This window comes from Clostridium sp. CTA-1 (assembly GCF_054768215.1).
The window spans coordinates 1-20,595 of the sequence record NZ_BAAAAP010000027.1 but is presented as its reverse complement, the minus strand read 5'-3'; the positions used below and the strand labels follow the sequence as shown (position 1 = coordinate 20,595).

17 protein-coding genes and 1 other annotated feature (1 of these 18 only partly in view) are annotated in these 20,595 nt (G+C 26.5%); of the genes, 16 read left to right on the top strand and 1 reads right to left on the bottom strand.

What is annotated here, in order from left to right:
• Positions 1–142, top strand: a binding site (T-box leader) (it extends 61 nt beyond the left edge of the window).
• A 236-nt stretch (positions 143–378) separates the two neighbouring features.
• The 5 genes from ACYUEW_RS16400 to ACYUEW_RS16380 all read left to right on the top strand — a co-directional run bounded on the left by ACYUEW_RS16400 (position 379) and on the right by ACYUEW_RS16380 (position 10,207).
• Positions 379–1,452 carry a pyridoxal-phosphate-dependent aminotransferase family protein gene (locus ACYUEW_RS16400; protein WP_460277351.1) on the top strand — a complete coding sequence of 358 codons (1,074 nt, stop codon included), beginning with the start codon at positions 379–381 and terminating at the stop codon, positions 1,450–1,452.
• 205 nt (positions 1,453–1,657) lie between these two features.
• Positions 1,658–2,602, top strand: a complete 945-nt coding sequence (locus tag ACYUEW_RS16395; protein WP_460277349.1) for a D-2-hydroxyacid dehydrogenase — start codon at positions 1,658–1,660, stop codon at positions 2,600–2,602.
• Positions 2,580–3,908, top strand: coding sequence for a DUF1015 domain-containing protein (locus tag ACYUEW_RS16390; protein WP_460277347.1), 1,329 nt, complete (start codon positions 2,580–2,582; stop codon positions 3,906–3,908). The genes ACYUEW_RS16395 and ACYUEW_RS16390 overlap by 23 nt, the downstream gene beginning before the upstream one ends.
• Before the next feature lie 656 nt (positions 3,909–4,564).
• A complete protein-coding gene (locus tag ACYUEW_RS16385; protein ID WP_042385593.1) occupies positions 4,565–5,761 on the top strand; it encodes an anaerobic nitric oxide reductase flavorubredoxin in 1,197 nt (398 codons plus the stop codon).
• A 156-nt stretch (positions 5,762–5,917) separates the two neighbouring features.
• On the top strand, positions 5,918–10,207 hold the full coding sequence (locus tag ACYUEW_RS16380; protein ID WP_460277345.1) for an acyl-CoA dehydratase activase-related protein: 4,290 nt from the start codon (positions 5,918–5,920) through the stop codon (positions 10,205–10,207).
• Between the two features lie 74 nt (positions 10,208–10,281).
• On the opposite strand, the gene ACYUEW_RS16375 is transcribed toward ACYUEW_RS16380, so the two are convergent.
• Positions 10,282–11,796, bottom strand: coding sequence for a BCCT family transporter (locus ACYUEW_RS16375; protein WP_003487231.1), 1,515 nt, complete (start codon positions 11,794–11,796; stop codon positions 10,282–10,284).
• 342 nt (positions 11,797–12,138) lie between these two features.
• On the opposite strand from ACYUEW_RS16375, the gene ACYUEW_RS16370 reads away from it, so the two are divergent.
• The 11 genes from ACYUEW_RS16370 to ACYUEW_RS16320 all read left to right on the top strand — a co-directional run.
• On the top strand, positions 12,139–12,765 hold the full coding sequence (locus ACYUEW_RS16370) for a TrkA C-terminal domain-containing protein (protein WP_003487229.1): 627 nt from the start codon (positions 12,139–12,141) through the stop codon (positions 12,763–12,765).
• Positions 12,766–12,874: 109 nt separating this feature from the next.
• Complete coding sequence (locus tag ACYUEW_RS16365; protein WP_460277342.1) at positions 12,875–13,375, top strand: flavin reductase family protein; 501 nt, start codon at positions 12,875–12,877, stop codon at positions 13,373–13,375.
• 281 nt (positions 13,376–13,656) lie between these two features.
• Positions 13,657–14,217, top strand: coding sequence for an isochorismatase family protein (locus tag ACYUEW_RS16360; RefSeq protein ID WP_003487225.1), 561 nt, complete (start codon positions 13,657–13,659; stop codon positions 14,215–14,217).
• Between the two features lie 156 nt (positions 14,218–14,373).
• Positions 14,374–14,685 carry a rhodanese-like domain-containing protein gene (locus ACYUEW_RS16355; RefSeq protein WP_003487223.1) on the top strand — a complete coding sequence of 104 codons (312 nt, stop codon included), beginning with the start codon at positions 14,374–14,376 and terminating at the stop codon, positions 14,683–14,685.
• A gap of 75 nt (positions 14,686–14,760) precedes the next feature.
• Positions 14,761–15,225 (top strand): hypothetical protein, encoded by a 465-nt coding sequence (locus ACYUEW_RS16350; protein ID WP_003487220.1) that lies wholly within the window; start codon positions 14,761–14,763, stop codon positions 15,223–15,225.
• A 277-nt stretch (positions 15,226–15,502) separates the two neighbouring features.
• A complete protein-coding gene (locus ACYUEW_RS16345; protein ID WP_003487218.1) occupies positions 15,503–15,703 on the top strand; it encodes a DUF4250 domain-containing protein in 201 nt (66 codons plus the stop codon).
• A gap of 190 nt (positions 15,704–15,893) precedes the next feature.
• On the top strand, positions 15,894–16,805 hold the full coding sequence (locus ACYUEW_RS16340) for a tetratricopeptide repeat protein (protein ID WP_003487216.1): 912 nt from the start codon (positions 15,894–15,896) through the stop codon (positions 16,803–16,805).
• Between the two features lie 162 nt (positions 16,806–16,967).
• The gene (locus ACYUEW_RS16335) at positions 16,968–17,540 is read left to right on the top strand and encodes a xanthine phosphoribosyltransferase (RefSeq protein ID WP_003487213.1); all 573 of its coding nucleotides are present in this window, start codon (positions 16,968–16,970) and stop codon (positions 17,538–17,540) included.
• A 300-nt stretch (positions 17,541–17,840) separates the two neighbouring features.
• Positions 17,841–18,422 carry a DUF3867 domain-containing protein gene (locus tag ACYUEW_RS16330; protein ID WP_460277338.1) on the top strand — a complete coding sequence of 194 codons (582 nt, stop codon included), beginning with the start codon at positions 17,841–17,843 and terminating at the stop codon, positions 18,420–18,422.
• Positions 18,423–18,731: 309 nt separating this feature from the next.
• Positions 18,732–20,114 (top strand): sulfurtransferase, encoded by a 1,383-nt coding sequence (locus ACYUEW_RS16325; RefSeq protein ID WP_080333504.1) that lies wholly within the window; start codon positions 18,732–18,734, stop codon positions 20,112–20,114.
• A gap of 198 nt (positions 20,115–20,312) precedes the next feature.
• On the top strand, positions 20,313–20,595 hold a 283-nt coding region (locus tag ACYUEW_RS16320; RefSeq protein WP_460277336.1), incomplete at its 3' end, for a hypothetical protein.

The window sequence follows — 20,595 nt, the reverse complement described above, 5'->3', positions numbered from 1 at the left end:
AAACTGATACTGTTATTTTAGTGAATCCACCTCGGAGGTAATTGCGATGAGCAATACGGTTAAAACCGTTATATTTTTGAGAGAATCATATAATCTTTTATATGATTAATAAGGGTGGCAACGCGAGTCAATCGTCCCTACCAAGGGACGGTAGACTCTTTTTGTATTCTCAAAAAAGATTTCTATATATTTTTCTTAGGATTTTACTTTAATAATGCATAACTTTAAAATAAAATATAAAAAACAAATTAAGTAGTATGAAGTATATTATTGAATAAGTACTTTAATAGTAAAAGAAAAATATACTATAAATTCATAGTTCAGAATATTGAAAAAACATTCAAAAATATAGTTCAAATTAAGAGGAGGATATTTATTATGCATAAAAGATTATTTATTCCAGGACCGGTAGAAGTAGAAAGAGATGTATTAGAAAAAATGAGTATGGCTATGATAGGTCATAGAACAAAGGAAGCTTCAGTTCTTCAGAAAGACATTAGTGATAAATTAAGAAAAGTTTTTAATACAAAAGAGGAGATTTTACTATCTACATCTTCTGGTAGTGGACTTATGGAAGGTGCTATAAGATGTACTACAGTTAAAAGGGCAGCGGTATTTGCTATAGGTGCCTTTGGTAAGAGATGGTATGAAATGGCTGTAGCAAATAATGTACCAGCAGATTTATATGAAGTGCCATGGGGAGAAGCTGTAAAACCAGAATTAGTAGATGAGGTGTTAGCTACAGGAAAATATGATTCTATTTTTATAACTCATAATGAAACCTCTACAGGCATTATGAATCCAGTAGAAGAAATAAGCAAAGTAATAAAAAAATATCCAGAAGTAATATGGTCATTAGATTGTGTTAGCTCTATGGCAGGAACAAAAATAGAAGTAGATAAGCTAGGGGTAGATGTATGTATAACCTCTACTCAAAAGGCATTAGCATTACCACCAGGAATGGCTATCTGCTCATTCTCTCAAAGGGCTGTAGAAAGAGCAGAAAAAGTTACTAACAGAGGATATTATTTAGATTTACTTTCTCTTTATAAATATATACAAAAGAAAAACTATCAATATCCATCTACACCTTCTTTATCTCATATGTTTGCTATGGATTATAGACTAGATAAAATATTGGAAGAAGGCCTTGAAAATAGATACGAAAGACATATAGAAATGGCAGAGTATGTAAGAGCTTGGGCTAGAAAATACTTTAAAATCTATGGAGATGAAAAATATTTATCAAATACCCTAACTAATATAGAAAATACAAGAAATATAGATATTAAAAAATTAAATGAAGAATTAGGTAAAAGAGGTTTTCAAATATCTAATGGTTATGGAAAATTAAAAAATAAAGGATTTAGAATAGCTCACATGGGACAATGCACACTAAAAGATATAAAAGAATTATTAGAAAATATAAATGATATCTTAGGATTAGAATAGAGTTATAATTTCTAATTTAAAAAATAATAAAATTATAATTATATATATAAGGAATTAAAATAAGTTATTGATTTATAAGTTAAATAATAATGCAGTTGTACTTCAAAATATGAAGAATTATAAAATGAATTAATTATATTTATAAAATAAGAAAAATAAAAAAGATTAATGGGATTACCCATATATATTTGAGAGGATGAAATTTATGATAAAAATATTAGTTTCTGATGGAATGGAGCAGAATGCTTTAAATAAATTAAATGCACAGGGATTTGTAGTATTAGATAAACATTTTGAAAAAGAAGAGCTTAAAGATAAAATAAAAGATTTTGATGCTATTATAATAAGATCAGCTACTAAAGTAGACAAGGAAATAATAGATGCAGGAATAAAAGGAAATCTAAAATTGGTCGTAAGAGCAGGTGTTGGGCTTGATAATGTAGATTTAGAATATGCTAAAGAAAAAGGTGTTATTGTTTTTAATACACCTAAAGCTAGTAGTGTATCTGTAGCAGAATTAACTATAGGACACATGCTTTGCATAAGTAGATTTATAAATACAGCAAATGTCACTATGCTTGAAGGGAAATGGGAAAAGAAAAAGTATAAAGGAACAGAAATATATGGAAAAACCTTAGGCTTAATAGGATTTGGAAGAATAGCTAGAGAAGTTGCTAAAAGAGCTAATGCTTTAGGGATGAATGTAATTTATTATGATATAGCAGGCAAGTGTGAAGAATATGAAGAATTTAAATGCTGTACTTTAGAGGATTTATTAAAGAATTCAGATTTTATATCTGTTCATATACCTTTCAATAAAGATAGAGGAGCTTTATTAAAGGAAGAAGAATTTAATATAATGAAAGATGGAGTTTATATAATAAATTGTGCTAGAGGTGGAGTAATAGAAGAAGAAGCTCTTTTAAAAGCTCTTAATGATGGAAAAGTAACAGCAGCAGCTTTAGATGTATTTGAAAATGAACCAAAACCAAAAAAAGAACTTATAAGTCATGAAAGAGTAAGTGTAACACCTCATATAGGAGCATCTACTAAAGAAGCTCAGATGAGAATAGGAGAAGAAATAGTAGATATAGTAGATAATTTTTTTAATATAGGAGGAGAAAAGCATGACCATATTAAAGTCATTTAGAGCAATAAGACCGAATAAAGGATTTGAACGTAAAATAGCAGCATTACCTTATGATGTAGTAAATACTGAGGAAGCTAAGGAAATAGGGGACAAAAACCCCTATTCTTTCCTACATATAGATAGAGCGGAAATAGATCTAAATAAAGATATTAACCCTTATGATCAAAAAGTTTATGATAAGGCAAGAGAAAACTTGAATAATATGATAAATAAAGAACTATTTATAAAAGAAGAAAAACCAATGTTATATATTTATAGTCTTAATATGAATGGAAATGTGCAAACAGGTATAGTAGGTTGTTTATCTATTGATGATTATATGAATAATGTAATAAAAAAACATGAGCACACTAGAGAAGAAAAAGAACTGGATAGGATAAAGCATGTAGATATTTGCAGTGCTCATACAGGACCTATATTTTTAACTTATAAATATGAAGAAAAATTGAATACTATAATAGAAAACTGTACTAAAAATAAGGCTTTATATGATTTTGTAGCAGAGGATGGGGTTAGACATACAGTATGGCAAATAGATGATGAAAATACTACAAAAGAAATATGCCATATATTTAAAACTATCCCTTCAGTCTATATAGCAGATGGCCATCATAGAGCAGCTTCAGCAGTAAAAGTAGGGTTAAAAAGAAGGGAAGAAAATAAAAACTACACAGGAGAAGAAGAATTCAATTATTTTTTAGGTGTACTTTTCCCACATAAGGAATTAAAAATAATGGATTATAATAGAGTGGTAAAGGATACATTATACTATACAGAGGAAGAATTTATAAATAAAATAGAAGAAAAATTTATAGTAAGAGAGTACAACCCTAAATTAGAAAATAAAAAAACTATAAAAAATTGTGAAGTAGAGCATGAGTTGCAAAGTGAACAACTAGAAAAAATATCTTCAGAAGATTTACAATATAGACCTAAAGAAAAATATAATTTTGGTATGTATTATAAAAATAAATGGTATGTGTTAGCCGCAAAACCAAATACATTTAATGCTCAGGATGAAGTAGAATCACTAGATGCTGCTATATTACAAAATAATTTATTAGAACCAATACTTAAAATAAAAGATCCAAGAAAGGACAATAGAATAGATTTTGTAGGTGGTATAAGAGGATTAAAAATATTAGAAGAATTAGTGGATAAAACAGAAAACGGGGTAGCCTTTTCCATGTATCCTACAGCCATAGAAGAAATAATAAAAATAGCAGACAATAATAAAGTTATGCCACCAAAATCCACCTGGTTTGAACCAAAATTAAGAAGCGGATTATTTATACATGAAATATAATGAAGTGATAAAGGTAAAGTAATAGGATGTTGAAAATATAAATATCAGGGGTAGTTTATTATCAAACATCAAATTTTTAAATAAGAATAAAAAGCATTGAAGAAGTTAGAGAAGAAGTAGTAGAAAAGGTAAGGTAAAATTAAAGTGAAACAATAAAAAAGTGAGCATTAAATATAGAAAAAATAGGGTAGAAGGAATAAGGTGAAGTATTAATTTTCAAAGCTTGAAAAAGTATTGAAGAAAAATATTGAAAAACCTTATTCCTTTTTAATTTCCTCATTTATATGATTTTATTCTTATATCCATCTAGTGTATTTATTCTGATTTTTTTATCCAATATTTTTATACTTGTTCAAGTAATAATTCTAAATACTCTTGGTATTTTCATATTTCCCATGATGTATGTTTAGATGAAGCTTAATAATTTTAATAAATAAGTCTAATACAAAAATTAATTTTTAAATGATATAAATAGTTTTTTTAGACACAATAAGGATATACTAACTATATTGTTCTATATAGTTTCTAAGGATGTTTGTAAAAAAATTGAGGTAACATATAAAAAATTAGTAGAGTTAGAACAAGATATATTTAAATATATAAACCTTAAAAATAATATATTATTTAAAAATATACGATCAGGGAGGACAATGATTATGGCATTTAAAATCAATGATATGGTTACTTGGGTTGGAAAAATAGATTGGGAATTAAGAAGTTTCCATGGTGAAGAATATTCTACATATAAAGGATCATCTTATAATTCATATTTAATAAAAGATGAAAAAAATGTACTTATAGATACTGTTTGGCAACCATTTGCAAAGGAATTTGTTTCTAACTTAAAAAAGGAAATAGATTTGGATAAAATTGATTATATTATTGTAAATCATTCAGAAATTGATCATAGTGGAGCATTACCTGAACTCATGAAAGAAATTCCAAAGACTCCTATATATTGTACTAAAAATGGAGCAAAGTTATTGAAAGCTCATTATCATGAAGATTGGAATTTTGTTGAGGTTAAAACAGGGGATACTTTAGAAATAGGAAAAAATAAGTTGACATTTATTGAAGCAAGAATGCTTCATTGGCCAGATAGTATGTTTACTTATTTAAGCGGTAAAAACATGTTGTTTAGTAATGATGCTTTCGGACAGCATTATGCATCAGAACTTATGTACAATGATAAAGTTGATAGTTCAGAATTATTACAAGAGGCAATAAAATATTATGCAAATATTTTAACACCTTTTAGTCCATTAGTAATAAAGAAAATAGAGGAAATATTAAGTTTTAATCTACCAGTTGATATGATTTGCCCTAGTCATGGTGTCATTTGGAGAGAAAAGCCTCTTCAAATTGTAGATAAATATATAAAATGGGCTAAAAATTATAGAGAAAATCAAGTTACTATAATTTATGATACCATGTGGAATAGTACAAGAAGAATGGCAGAGACTATAGCAGAAGGCATAAAGAAAATAAATAAAGATGTTGCAATAAAAATTTTTAATTCCTCAAAAAATGATAAAAATGATATTATAACAGAAGTATTTAAATCAAAAGTAACCCTTGTTGGATCTTCAACAATAAACAGGGGTATGTTATCATCCACAGCATCAATATTAGAAATGATAAAAGGACTTGGATTTAAAGAAAAAAAAGCTGCAGCATTTGGAAGCTATGGATGGGGTGGAGAATCTGTTAAACTCATTACAGAAGAATTAAATAAAGCAGGATTTGAAATAATAAATGATGGAATAAGAGAAATGTGGAATCCTGATGACGAGGCATTAGATAGATGTAGAAGTTTTGGAGAGAACATAGGAAAAGTATTAAATAATATATAAGTATCTATAAAAAGGAGTAGGTTAGGATTAAATATTTATGACCTCTCTTTTTTATGCTTTAAAATAAGTATATTATGCCTTAAAAAGGGAAGAATTACAAAATAGTGTTTACATATTAATTATGATAATAATAATTGGTATCGAGGTGAAAAGTTTATGAAAGAAATATTACATTTAGGAATTGATATAGGGTCGACCACTATTAAGCTTGTATTATTAGATATGAAAAACAACATTATTTATAGTAAATATGAAAGACATTACTCTAATATAAAGGAAGCTGTAGTTGTCTTTATAAAAGAAGTTTTTAAGAAATATAAAGATTATAATATTACAGTAATGATAACAGGATCTAGTGGATTATCATTGTCAAAGCTTTTAGGAGTATCTTTTATTCAAGAAGTTATTGCTTGTACAGAAGCGGTTGAAACCTTTATGAATAATACGGATGTAGCAATAGAATTAGGTGGAGAAGACGCAAAAATAACATATTTTGAAGATAGTTTAGAGCAACGTATGAATGGAGTATGTGCTGGTGGCACAGGGGCTTTTATAGATCAAATGGCTACATTACTTGAAACAGATGCTAAAGGATTAAATGAATTAGCCCAAAATTATAAAATAATCTATCCAATTGCTGCAAGGTGTGGAGTTTTTGCAAAAACTGATATACAATCTCTTATAAATGAAGGAGCTGCCAAGGAAGATATAGCTGCATCTATATTTCAGGCTGTTGTAAACCAGACTATAAGTGGGCTTGCTTGTGGAAAGCCAATAAAAGGAAAGGTCGCATTTTTAGGAGGGCCTTTATACTTTTTATCAGAGCTTAGGGAAAGGTTTATTGATACTTTGAAATTAAAGGAGGAAGAAATATTATTTCCACAAAATCCTCAACTATTTGTAGCTATTGGCGCAGCTATTGAATCTAAAAAAGAGAAAGTTATAACATTTGAAGGATTGTTAAAAGCTGTTGATAGCTTAGATAACAGTGATAATATAGCTACTTCATATACATTAGAACCATTATTTGAAAATGAGAAGGAATTACAAAATTTTAGACAAAGGCATTATGGCTGCAAAGCCAAGAAGAGAGATATAACTACATATGAAGGAGAAGCTTTTTTAGGTATAGATGCTGGTTCTACAACTACTAAAGCTATACTAATAGATAATGAAGGGGCTATTTTGTATTCTTTTTATGGTAGTAATAAAGGTAATCCTATGGAAATTACTATAAACATATTAAAGGATATATATAGTAAAATCAATGAAAAAATAAAAATTGCTAAAGTCACTGTTACTGGATATGGGGAAGCACTTATAAAGTCAGCTTTAAATATTGATATTGGAGAAGTTGAAACTGTTGCACACTATAGAGCAGCAAAGCATTTTTTAAAAGATGTAGACTTTATTCTTGATATAGGAGGTCAAGATATGAAGTGCATCAAGATAAAAGATGGAGCAATAAACTCTATTCAATTAAATGAGGCATGTTCATCAGGTTGTGGTTCTTTTCTCGATATGTTTGCACAATCTCTAAATATGAACATTGAAGATTTTTCAAAAAAGGGTTTGTTATCAAAAAATCCAGTGGATTTAGGATCAAGATGTACTGTGTTTATGAATTCTAAAGTTAAGCAAGTCCAAAAGGAAGGCGCTGATATTGGAGCTATATCTTCTGGATTATCCTACTCTGTTATAAAAAATGCCCTTTACAAAGTTATAAAAATAAAAAGACCAGAGGATCTTGGAGAAAAAATTATAGTTCAAGGAGGAACTTTTTATAATGAATCTGTTTTAAGAGCCTTTGAAAAAATTACTGGTAAAGAAGTTATAAGACCTGATATTGCGGGTCTCATGGGAGCCTTTGGAGCTGCTCTTATTGCAAAAGATAAATACAATGAAAATGAGATTTCTAATGTTTTAGGAGAATCTGAGCTTAAGAATTTTAAAATGTCAAATGAATTTAGACATTGTGGATTATGTAGTAATAATTGTTTACTTACTGTAAGCAAATTTTCTGATGGCAGAAAGTTTATTTCTGGCAATAGATGTGAAAGATGTACAGGATCTAATAAGAATGGGAAAAAAGCACCAAATTTATTTGATTACAAATATAAAAGAATTTTTGGATACCAACCTCTTTCAATAGAAAAAGCAACAAGAGGGGAAGTAGGTATACCAAGAGTTTTAAATATGTATGAAAATTATCCTTTTTGGTATACTTTTTTTACAGAACTAGGCTTTAGGGTAGTATTATCTCCTAATTCTACAAAGAAAATTTATAATGAGGGTATTGATACTATACCATCAGAATCTATTTGTTATCCTGCCAAAATTGCTCATGGGCATATAGCAAGTCTTATAAAAAAAGGCTTGAAATTTATATTTTATCCATGTATTTCTTATGAGAGATTAGAGGATAAGAGGGCAGATAATCATTATAATTGTGCTATAGTAATTTCTTATCCAGAGGTTGTTAAAAATAATATTATATCTTTGAGAAGTAAAGATATAATATATAAAAACCCATTCTTAAATTTTAATGATATAAAATCAATGAAGAAAAACTTATATGAGGAGCTAAAAGTATTTGATATAAGTCAAAAGGAAATAAGTTTTGCAATTGATAAAGCCTATGAAGAAATTGATAAGGTTAAAGAGGATATAAAAAATAAAGCATTAGAAATATTAGAGGATTTAGATAAAAATAATGGAAAAGGTATTGTACTAAGTGGCAGACCCTATCACTTAGATTTAGAAATAAATCATGGGATAGCAAATATGATATCAGAAGAAGGATTGGCAGTCTTTACAGAGGATTCTGTAGCGGATTTAGTTGAAATTCCAAGACCATTAAGAGTACTAGATCAATGGACCTATCATTCAAGAGCATATAGAGCAGCGCAGTTTGTAGGTACTAGAAAAAACTTAGAGTTAATTCAATTAAATTCTTTTGGATGTGGACTAGATGCCATTGCTACAGATCAAGTACAAGAAATATTGGAGACCTTTGGTAAAATATATACACTTTTAAAAATAGATGAGGTTAATAATTTAGGCGCAGCTAGAATTAGAATTCGTTCTCTTAAAGCTGCCATGGATAATATAAATAAATCCCTAATTTCCAATTCAAAAAATATTAAATCAATTAAACCCTATGATAAAACTATATTTACAAAAGAAATGAGAGAAAAACATACAATACTTTGTCCTCAATTTTCACCAATACATTTTGAACTGTTGGAAGTTGCTTTTAAAAGCTCCGGATATAATTTGAAAGTATTACCTACAGTTAATCCACATATTATAGAAGAAGGATTAAAATATGTAAACAATGATACGTGCTATCCTGGAATTGTAGTAGTAGGTCAAATTATAAGTGCACTTAAGTCCGGGAAGTATGATTTAAATAATAGTTCTGTAGTGATTTCTCAAACAGGAGGTACTTGTAGAGCATCTAACTATATTGCTCTTATAAGAAAAGCATTAAAAGATGCGGGATATGAAAAAATACCAGTTATATCCATAAGTGCTCAAGGAATAGAAAATAATCCGGGATTCAAAATAACATTACCAATGATTAATAGAGCATTAATGGCATTATGTTATGGAGATATGCTTTTAAAAATGACAAATAGAGTAAGACCCTATGAAAAAATAAAAAATTCAACAAAATTACTTTATTTGAAGTGGTTATATAGATGTAAAAATAATATATGTAATGGAAGTTTTAAGGAGTTCAAAAATATTACAAAAGAAATGATAAATGATTTTGATAGTTTGGAAATTAAAAATGTAATTAAGCCAAAGGTAGCAGTAGTTGGAGAAATCTTCTTGAAGTATAATAGTTTAGCAAATAACAATATTATAGGAATATTAGAAAAAGAGGGAGCAGAAGTAATAATACCAGATTTAATGTATTTTCTATTATATTGCTCCTATAATCAGAAATTTAAATATGAGAAGCTAGGCGGAAACTTAAAAGATTTCTTAGGGGGCAGATTGGCTATCAAATATATAAAACTTTATTCAATAGAAATGAAGAGAGCACTAAGGAATAGTAAAAGATTTATGGCACCACAAGGAATTGAAAAATTAGCTAAAGGAACGGATGATATTTTATCTCTTGGGAATCAGGCTGGAGAAGGATGGTTATTAACAGCAGAGATTGTTAAATTATTAGAATCTGGAGTTAATAATATGATTTGCATACAACCTTTTGCATGTTTACCAAACCATGTAATAGGCAAAGGCATGATTAGGGAAATTAAAAGAAGATATTCTTATCTAAATATTACCCCAATAGATTATGATCCTGGGGCTAGTGAAGTAAATCAATTAAATAGGATAAAACTTATGCTTTCCACTGCGATTAAAAATCTAGAAAAATTAGAAAAGAACAAAAAAGATAAAGTGGAAATAAAAAATAAGAGATTTAGCTAATAAAATTTTAAATAAGGAAATTAAATAGTAAGGAAGGACATTAACATAAAAGAAACCTCCCTTACTATTATTAATTATATTACCTTTTCAATTTTTTTATTATTGGAAAGAGAAGGTGCTTTTATAAATTCAGTTTTTAAACTTTTCCTTAGAGATATCATTGCAATTATCATTATAAAAGCAAAGGGAAAGGCTGCTATTACAGAAACTGTTTGAATCATGTCTAACCCTCCAGCTATTAGAAAAACAACAGTTAAAGAAGCCTGAAGTATTCCCCAAATGAACTTTTTAGAGGTTTTAGGATTTAAGTCTCCATTAGAGGAAAGCATACCTAATACAAAAGTTGCAGAGTCCGCTGAAGTTACAAAGAAAGTTCCTAAAAGCATTATAGCTATTAAGGAAATGATATATCCAAAATGATATTCATTCATAACAACAAAAAAAGCTGTTTCGGCTCTTTTAATTGCAGTAAGTGCAACAGCGTGACTTACATTAAAGCCCATAGTTCCAAATACGGCAAACCATATAAAGCATATTATTGATGGAACAAATAATACTCCTAGTAAAAACTCTTTTATAGTCCTTCCTTTAGAAATTCTAGCTATAAATATTCCTACAGGAGGAGCCCAAGCTATCCACCAGCCCCAATAGAATATAGTCCATTTTTTATACCAATCACCAGTAACAAATATATTATTATTATCTATTAGTAGTTCTTTTGCATAAACTCCTAAGCCTTTAAATAAATTTTTATTTATATCTAAAGTAGGACCTATTAGTATTACGGATATTAATAAAATTGCTGCTAATAACATATTTAAGTTAGATAAGGCTTGAATCCCTTTATTAAGACCTGAAGATGCAGAAGCTATAAAGCATATAGTAACTAAAATTATTATGATAAGTTGAACCATAATGTTTTCAGGAATATTAAATAAATAGTTTAAACCTGCATTAATTTGAAGTGCACCAAGTCCAAGAGAAGTAATTACTCCTGCTACAGTTGCAAATATAGTAAAAATATCTATTGTATTTCCAATCCATCCGGAAGCTTTTTTTTCACCAATCAGAGGTATTAATAAACTACTCATTAGAGCTGGCTTATCTTTTCTAAATTGAAAATAAGTTAATGCTAGGGCTAGAATAGCATAACAAGACCAAGCTGAAATCCCCCAATGTAGAAATGATTTTGTCATAGCAAAGGTTTTTGCTTCTTCTGTAAATCCTTGCAAATTAAATGGATGAATATAATGATTTAAAGGTTCTGCAACTCCCCAAAAGATTAAGCCTATGCCCATACCAGCACTAAAAAGCATTGTAAACCAAGAAATCAAACTATATTCTGGTTTTTCATTATCCTTTCCTAATTTTAATTTTCCATATTTACTAAAGGCTGCCCACATGCAAAAAATAAAAAAAGATAGCATAACCAGTATATAAAACCAAGAAAACCTATCCAATAAGAAATTTAATATATTTTTAGTGGATTTTGCAAAAGCATCAATATTAAAAAAAGCCAATGACAATAGAAGTAATAAGCTTATAATTGATACATAAAAAACCTTTTCTTTTTTTAATTTTTGAATCATATAAATCCTCCTATAACTGACAACTTATAAAATATGCAAGTATGTCAGATTGTGATTCCCATTATAGCATACAAGCTTAAAATTGTAAAATTTACTAAATTTATTTTTAAAATCTTTAAAATTTTGAGTTTATATGAAATCAATGTATAATTATAGTATTATCTGTTATTTAATTGGCTTTAGCTGGAGTTTTTTAGGAAACTAAATTACTTCTGATGAAGGTTAGAAGAACTCAGCCAGGATCATGCTGACTTTTATTCTATCTTATAGAGGATGGAGCTTATAGATAGCAGGTGAATTTTTTAATATAATTTAAATAATAGGAACATAAGGAGAAGGATTATGGAAAATACAGATACTCCCAAATATATGAAAATAGCAATAGATATAGCTCAAAAGATTTATAATAATGAATTTAAGGTAGGGGAAAAAGTTAGAGGAAGATCCACACTTTCGAGCAAATATAATGTATCTCCAGAAACTATAAGAAGAGCTGTTTCATTGCTTAAAGATATGCAGGTAGTAGAGGTTACAGAAAAGAGTGGCATATATATTAAATCTGTTGAAAATGCATATTTATTTATACATAGATTTAATGCTAAAAACAATGTTAAAGAACTTAGACAAAAAATAAAATCTCTCAAAAAGGAAAAAAATAAACTTGAAAGAGAAATAGATAAATATATGGACTTAATTTTGGAAAATTCTATTCAATTTGAAAATATAAATTTAGAAGATGCTTATGAAATAGTTATATATTCAAATTCTTATATAGTAAATAAAACTATTTCTGATACAGAGTTTTGGAAACATACTAATGGAACTATAATATCTGTAAAAAGAAAGGATAAAATGTATATATCTCCAGGACCTTATTTTAGATTTGAAGCAGGGGATATTGCAAGAATCATATGTAGCGAAGATGATTTAAATAGAGCCAAAAATTATATACAGCAGGGAATAAACTAAGACTATTTTTAAGTATTCAATTTGACTTTAAAGTATAAATTGGGTTTATAGTGATATATAATATAAAATAGTAAGTAAAAAATATTTATAGGATTCTAGGAGGTATATTATGTCAGTAAATTTTACATTAAATTTAGAAGAATCTATGGAGCATTTACATAAAAAAGGTGCTTTTTTAACAGGTAGTGTAAATGGTAAAGTAAATACAATGACTATATCTTGGGGAAACATAGGATTTCAGTGGAGAAAACCTGTTTTTATAGCTTTAGTTAGAGAAAGTAGATATACTAAAGAATTTATAGACAAAAGTAATGAATTTACAGTAACAATCCCCTTTAATGATACTATGAAGGAAGCATTAGCTTTTTGTGGATCAAAGTCAGGAAAAGAATTTGATAAGATAAAGGAATGTAATTTAAAATTAAGAGATGGCGATAAAGTAGATACTCCAGTTATACAAGGTAATGGGATGCACTATGAATGTAAGGTTATCTATAAACAACCATTAGATTTAAAAGCTATGGATAAAGAATTAGTAGATACATTTTATAATGATGGAAATAATCATGTTTTATACTATGGCGAAATTTTAAATTGCTATAAATTATAATATATTATTTTTCTTAAGCTGTTGATAAACATATTTTATCAATGGCTTTTGTTTTTTATTTAAAGAGTTAAAAATAATTTTATACTATACAATAGAATATATTGAAATTTTTAAATTTTGGTTAATTTATATATATAGTATTTAAATAGGTATAATAATAATTATATAATTATTATTGATTAGCATATATTCTTAAGAATTCATTAAAGTATAAGAATTCTATAATATTTTAAAGATAATTATATGAAAATTAAAATTTTAGTTAAAGAAAGGGAATAGTTATGTTTAAATCAATACTTATAATAGACTGCCAAAATGATTTCATATCAGGTTCACTGGCTTGTGATAATGGAGAGCTAGCTGTTAAAAACATTATAAATTTATTAAATATAAATAAAGATTTAAAAGTATTTTACTCTTTAGATTGGCATAGTGAAAATAATAAATCTTTTAAAATAAATGGTGGTATATGGCCAGTACATTGTGTAGCTGATAGATTTGGTGCTAAATTAGAGAAGAGTTTTTATAAAGAATTACAACATAAAAATCATTCACCTAATAATAAAAAAATATTGTTTTCAAAAGGAAAAAATGATTATATAGAAGAATATTCAGCCTATGAAGGAGAAAATATTTTAGGTAATAAGATCAATGAAGTATTAGATAAGGATGTAATTGTATGTGGTATAGCTTCTGAGTTTTGTGTTAAAGAAACGGTAGAGGACTTAATTAGAAATGGATTTAATGTAGAATTATATGTAGATGGGGTAGGTTATGTAAATAAAAAAGAGCATGAAAAAACTTTAAATAATTTAAGAAAGCAGGGAGCTAAATTTATTTAAAGTATAATTTTTAAAACTTAGGTTAAAAATTTGACTAAGAGGATATTATAAAAGTATCATTAATATTTATAGAGCTTTCCCCAATTTAATTTAAATTAATATAATAGCAATATATAAATACAAAAAATAATACTATAGAAAGAAGATGAATTTTAAATGTATATTAATACAATAACATCAGAAGAAGCTAAGAAAATGATAGATGAAAGAGAAGATATAACAATTTTAGATGTAAGAGGCGAAAGTGAATATAGAGAAGGACATATAAAAGGTAGTAAATTAATACCACTAGAATTTTTAGAAGCAAATGTTGAAGATGAAGTACCAGATAAAAATTCTACAATTTTTATATATTGTAGAAGTGGAAAAAAAGCTAAAATTGGATGTGAATATTTAAAGGAGTTAGGTTATGACAATGTATATGATATGGGTGGAATAATGGATTGGCCCTATGAAATAGAAAATTAGTTTTTTAGATTTATTTATAATGAGTAGTGGGTATATACAAAAATATATACTAAAGTTTAGGGAGGACATAATTTAATGGCATACACAATAATAGATATAATAGATAATTTAATAGATATTGAGAAAAAAGGCTTTAGTATATTTAGAGAAATAAGTAATAACTGTAAGGATCCTAGAGTTTCAATAGTTTCTAAAACTATTTCTAATCAAGAAAAGAAGCACACACAATATTATGAAAATCTTAAAAAAGATATAGATGCATTAGATAAAGAAGATATAGATTTTTCTGTATATGATAAAATATCCTCTAGAATGCAACAATTTAAAACATCCAGGACTGTACCTGTAGTAACAGATATAAAAGAGTTAATAAATTTCGCTAGAGATTTTTCAAAAGAAAATTTAGCATTATTGGTAGATATACAAGGACAATTAATAAGAAAAGAAATAGATACTAATATGCTAGCTTATAATATTATAGGAAAAATAATAAAAGAACAAGAAAAACATTTAGAATTACCAAAGCCATTTTATAAGTAGTTTTAAAATACAAATGTGGTATAATATTGTTTATATATTTTAATTTAAATATATGTTATAAACGATAGATAGTAATTAAAAAAGGAAGCCCCCTAAAAGTAGGATAATTATTTTTGAACCTATGATTAGGAGGCTATTTTTTATAATATAGCAACTAACTTATCAACAATGTTTATAAATATCAGAAAGAATGTTTAATATTAATAACAATAGCCATAATTATTAATAAATAGTTTTTAAAATTTATTAGAAAAGATAGCATAGGAGGAGTTTGTTTATGATTATTGATAAAGACCAAATAAAGAATATGAATCCATACATATTACTTAGTTTAGTGAATACTAAATTAAGAGATGAATTTGAAAATTTAAAAGATTTTTGTAAAACCTATGATCTTAAAGAAGATGAAATTATAACTAAAATGAAAACTATAGACTATAAGTATGATAGTGAAATAAATCAGTTTACAAGCATTTAAAATAAAAAATGAAATTTTAATATCTTATTTTTTATAAGTTTATTGAGAGATTAAAATAAAATTTTTAGCTTTTATTAAATTTTTTACAGTTTATAAAGTCATATAAGATCTAATATTATTAGGATTTTTTGATTTTATATATTTCATATTATAAAATATAGTTAACGTATGCTTTAGAAGGAGTAAAAATATGCAACTATACAAAATAAATAATTACAAAGTAATAGCTAAAAATTTTTATAGAGAAAGAAATATAGTTAAAACTTTAGAATTCTATAATAAAGCTTATAATACTCCAATGGGTTCAAAAGATATAGAACTATTATTGGATATGGCTCTAGTATATGATGAATTAGAGGAATATGAAGAAGCTGAAAAAAAGTATAAAGAAATATTAAAAGTTGATCCAAAAGATTCTAGAGCTTTCTATGGATTAGCTATAATCTATGATAATAAAGAAGAATATAAGAAAGCGATAAAACTATATGAGAAGGCTATAGAATATGATAAAAATTATAATAGGGCCTACTTTTTCTTAGCAGGAGCTTATGATAATATAGGAGAAAAAGAAAAGGCTATAGAATGTTATGAAAAAGTAATATCTTTGGATGAAAAGGATTTTTGGAGTTATGTAAATTTAAGCTCTATATACGAAGAAATAGGTTCCTTAGAAAAAGCTTTATATATGGCGGATAAAGCTTTGGAATTGTATCCTAATCATTATATGCCTTTATTTAATAAGGGCGTTGTGTATAAAAAACTAAATAAATTAGAAGAATCTATATCAAATTATAAATTATCTATAGAAGATAATGAAAATTACTCTTATAGCTATTTGAATTTAGCTGTTATATATAAAGAATTAAAGGATTATAAAAAAGCTATAGATATAATAAGTAAAGGGATATTAAACAATACAGAGGAAGGATTTCTATACTATAATAGAGCTTGTTATTATACTTATTTAGAACAATATGAAAAAGCCATAAAGGACTTATACAAGTCAGTAGAATTGTATCCTGGATTTGTTAAATATATAAAAGAGGATGAAGAATTACATATACTAAAAGATAGAAAAGACTTTATGAATTTAATTAAATAAAATTAACTTACTAAGGCTTAATTAAAAATTGGCAAATATAAAGAAAGCACTTATATAAATTTAAGTAAGAAGAATTTAAGATATTATGATTGTAATTACAATAGTATAATAATTATATTTAATACAGTATATTTTATGTAGAAAGGGAAGGAATAAATATTTATGAAATTACTAGAAGATAAAATATTAAAAGAGGGTACATTATTAGAGGAAAATATACTTAAAGTAGATAGTTTTTTAAATCATCAAATGGATGTAAAATTATTTAATGAAATAGGGAAGGAATTTAAAAGAAGGTTTGAAGGATATAATATAAATAAAATATTAACTATTGAGGCCTCAGGAATAGGTATTGCTACTATAGTGTCTCAATATTTTGATTTTTGTCCTGTGGTTTTTGCTAAAAAGGTAGATGCAGCAAATATGGACAAAGATACCTATGAATCAAAGGTACATTCTTTTACTAAAAATAAAACTTATAATGTAAGAGTATCTAAAAAATACATAAATGAAGGAGATAAAATACTTCTAATAGATGATTTTTTAGCCAATGGTTGTGCGGCTTTAGGATTGATAGATATAATAAAGCAAGGAGGAGCAGAACTTGCAGGAGTAGGAATTGTTATAGAAAAAGGATTTCAAAAGGGTAGAAAAGAACTAGAAAAGGTGGGGGCTAAAGTGGAATCTTTAGCTATATTAGATAAAATAGAAAATGGTAAGGTATATTTTAAATAAATATTAACTTATTATATCATAAAAATCATATTTAAATATATGTTAAAAATAAATATGATTTTTGATTAATATGTTAAGAAAATGATAAATATGCTCTAATATTATTTAATATAAGCTTTATTAGTGATAGAATATATTTATATGTATATATTATTATAGTAAGCTAAGAAAAGTTAAAGTTATAATTATTATTAAATAATTATAACTTTAAATTTAAATTGAGAATTAGTATAAAATCTAAGTTAAAAGCTGAAATCTTAAAATAAATGTAATTTATATATTCTAGAAAGGAAGAAAAAAATGAGTGAAATTATAAATTTTAATGATTTAAAAAATAAAGCAACAGACAAAGATCTAGATAAATTTGAGCAATATATGTATAGTTTGTATAGTTCAGTAGTACAAGGCACATTAACTATGTCTGACTTTATGGAAAAAATACAAGAATATATGGGAAAAAACAATATATCTCAAGAAAAGTTCGTAAACATACAAAAAAAATTAATGGAAAAATATACTGAAGCCTATGGCATAAATTTTAAAGACGTAGAAAAACAGATGGAAGATCTAGGCGTAGATGTAAAAGGCTTAGGATTAAATGTAGAAAATTTTAGCTATGATAATGTTAAAAAAAATATAAGCTTTCATGAAAAATACAATGCAAAACCAGTAATGAAACAAGTTACAGAATATCATATTAAAAATGATAAAAATGATGTTAAAGTAGAATTAATAGGAGAAAATGTATTTCTTAAAAGTAGTAAAAAAATAGATTTAAAGGATACTGAATTAAATGAATTTTTATGTTCTTACAAAAAACTTTTTCATGATAAACAATTATTTATAACTGTTTGTGAAAGTATAACTAGTTATAATTATTAGTATAAAAAACGTATTATTATTTTGGTATAATAATAGGTAGATAAGTAATAAATGGAAAACCAATAGTTTTATAATATTAAAAACAAGTTTAATAATATAAAAGTAACACTATGAATTTCATTGATTTTGATGAATTTTCATAGTGTTTTTAATTAAATAAATTAAGATATATTTCAGCTTATAAGTTTTAGTTATAGTTGGAAATCTAACTATAATTATTTTTTATTTTAAAATATAAATTAAATATCGTAAAATGTAAAATATAATAAATACAGAATTCAAAACTATAAATGAAAAAGGGGTGTAAAAGTGAAAAAAAATTTTAAAGGAATAGTGTTATTGCTATTCGGTATTATGATGTTTACATTAATAGGTTGTACTAGTAATCAAAAAACAGAGAAGAAGGAAGAGAGTACTTCTTTAGTAAAGGAAATTAAAACAGATGAATTAAAGAAAAATATAACATCCAAGGAATGGGTAGTATTAGATACTAGATCTAATGATGCTTTTAATGGCTGGAAATTAGATGGAGTAAAAAGAGGTGGACATATAAAAGGTGCTACTGATTTTTCAGCAAATTGGCTAAAAGTAGAAGATACTGAAAAGAATAAAGAAAAAAGATTAGAAGAGTCTTTAAAAAATAAAGGTATCACAAAGGATAAAAATGTAGTTTTATATGATGCTAATGGAAAAGATGCAGAAGAAGTAGCAAAATATTTAAATAAAAAAGGAATAACTAAATTATATAAATATGATGTTAAAGAATGGGCAGAAAATGATAAACTTGCAATGGAAAGTTATCCTAATTATCAAATGTTAGTACCAGCTAGTTGGGTTAATGATTTAATAAATAATAAAAAACCAGAAACTTTTAAAGGAGATAAATATAAGGTTTTTGAAGTGAGCTGGGGAGATGAATCTAAAGCAGAAGATTACAAAAAAGGACATATTAAAAGTGCTGTACATATAAATACAGATGAAGTTGAAAAAGGACCAGTATGGAATCGTCTACCAGATAAGGATTTAGAAAAGTTTGCTAAAAATAATGGTATTACAGCAGATACAACAGTAGTGTTATATGGAGCAGATTCTATGCCTTCATTTAGAGTAGCAGCAATATTAAAATATATGGGCGTTAAAGATGTAAGAGTTTTAAATGGTGGTACAGCTGCTTGGACTAGTGCTGGATATGAGCTAGATACAAAATCAAATAAGAAAACACCAGTAGATTCTTTTGGAGCAGCAGTACCTCTAAATAAAGGCTATATAGTAGATTTACCTGAAGCTAAAGAAATATTAAAGGATAAAGAAGGAAGTAAACTTGTTGATATAAGAAGTTGGGATGAGTTCATTGGAAAAACTTCAGGCTATGATTATATAAAAGCAAAGGGTCGTCCAGCTGGAGCCGTATGGGGACACGCAGGATCAGATAGTTCACATTTAGAAGATTTTAGAAATGTAGATAATACTATGAGAAATCCATCAGAAATATTAGCCATGTGGGAAAAAGAAGGCATAAAACCAGATCAAAAATTATCTTTCTATTGTGGAACTGGTTGGAGAGCAGCCGAAGTTTTAATATACGCTGATGTTATGGGATTAAAAAATATATCTTTATATGATGGTGGATGGAATGAATGGAGCGCAAATAAAAATAATCCAATAGAGGTAGGAGAACCATCTAAAAAATAGTAACTATGTATCTATAATAATTTTAATTAATAAAAGAGTGTGTCTTAGAATAAATAGAGATTTAATTTTTATGAAATATATTTTATTAGAGCGGTTTATTTTGTTACTAATCTTTAAACCTAGCTCAATTAAAATTAAATCTACTTTAGACACTCTCTTTTGTTATATTTATAAAATATAAAGCAGGAGACATAAAGAATGAAGAAAAAATACAATATTTTCAACCTAATTTTAAGTATAATTCAAATTATATTTATTTTACCAGCTTTAATTTTAGAAAACTTATCTAAAAAGAAAATGGGGGTTATAAGATACCTTGTTTTTAAAAAAGAAGAGTTTTCAGCAGGAATTTTTAATGCAAATAATTTAATAATATATGAATGGATATTATTGTTTATTTCAATAATTATAATTATAATTTTTATAGTAAATATGAAAAAGAAATTAAAATATAAAATGAATTTTTTTATAATAATATTGC

What these genes read in the sequence shown, in the direction of transcription:
- ACYUEW_RS16400 (WP_460277351.1), top strand. Translation starts at nt 379, where the DNA reads ATGCATAAAAGATTATTTATTCCAGGACCGGTAGAAGTAGAAAGAGAT.
- ACYUEW_RS16395 (WP_460277349.1), top strand. Translation starts at nt 1,658, where the DNA reads ATGATAAAAATATTAGTTTCTGATGGAATGGAGCAGAATGCTTTAAAT.
- ACYUEW_RS16390 (WP_460277347.1), top strand. Translation starts at nt 2,580, where the DNA reads ATGACCATATTAAAGTCATTTAGAGCAATAAGACCGAATAAAGGATTT.
- ACYUEW_RS16385 (WP_042385593.1), top strand. Translation starts at nt 4,565, where the DNA reads ATGGCATTTAAAATCAATGATATGGTTACTTGGGTTGGAAAAATAGAT.
- ACYUEW_RS16380 (WP_460277345.1), top strand. Translation starts at nt 5,918, where the DNA reads ATGAAAGAAATATTACATTTAGGAATTGATATAGGGTCGACCACTATT.
- ACYUEW_RS16375 (WP_003487231.1), bottom strand. Translation starts at nt 11,796, where the DNA reads ATGATTCAAAAATTAAAAAAAGAAAAGGTTTTTTATGTATCAATTATA.
- ACYUEW_RS16370 (WP_003487229.1), top strand. Translation starts at nt 12,139, where the DNA reads ATGGAAAATACAGATACTCCCAAATATATGAAAATAGCAATAGATATA.
- ACYUEW_RS16365 (WP_460277342.1), top strand. Translation starts at nt 12,875, where the DNA reads ATGTCAGTAAATTTTACATTAAATTTAGAAGAATCTATGGAGCATTTA.
- ACYUEW_RS16360 (WP_003487225.1), top strand. Translation starts at nt 13,657, where the DNA reads ATGTTTAAATCAATACTTATAATAGACTGCCAAAATGATTTCATATCA.
- ACYUEW_RS16355 (WP_003487223.1), top strand. Translation starts at nt 14,374, where the DNA reads ATGTATATTAATACAATAACATCAGAAGAAGCTAAGAAAATGATAGAT.
- ACYUEW_RS16350 (WP_003487220.1), top strand. Translation starts at nt 14,761, where the DNA reads ATGGCATACACAATAATAGATATAATAGATAATTTAATAGATATTGAG.
- ACYUEW_RS16345 (WP_003487218.1), top strand. Translation starts at nt 15,503, where the DNA reads ATGATTATTGATAAAGACCAAATAAAGAATATGAATCCATACATATTA.
- ACYUEW_RS16340 (WP_003487216.1), top strand. Translation starts at nt 15,894, where the DNA reads ATGCAACTATACAAAATAAATAATTACAAAGTAATAGCTAAAAATTTT.
- ACYUEW_RS16335 (WP_003487213.1), top strand. Translation starts at nt 16,968, where the DNA reads ATGAAATTACTAGAAGATAAAATATTAAAAGAGGGTACATTATTAGAG.
- ACYUEW_RS16330 (WP_460277338.1), top strand. Translation starts at nt 17,841, where the DNA reads ATGAGTGAAATTATAAATTTTAATGATTTAAAAAATAAAGCAACAGAC.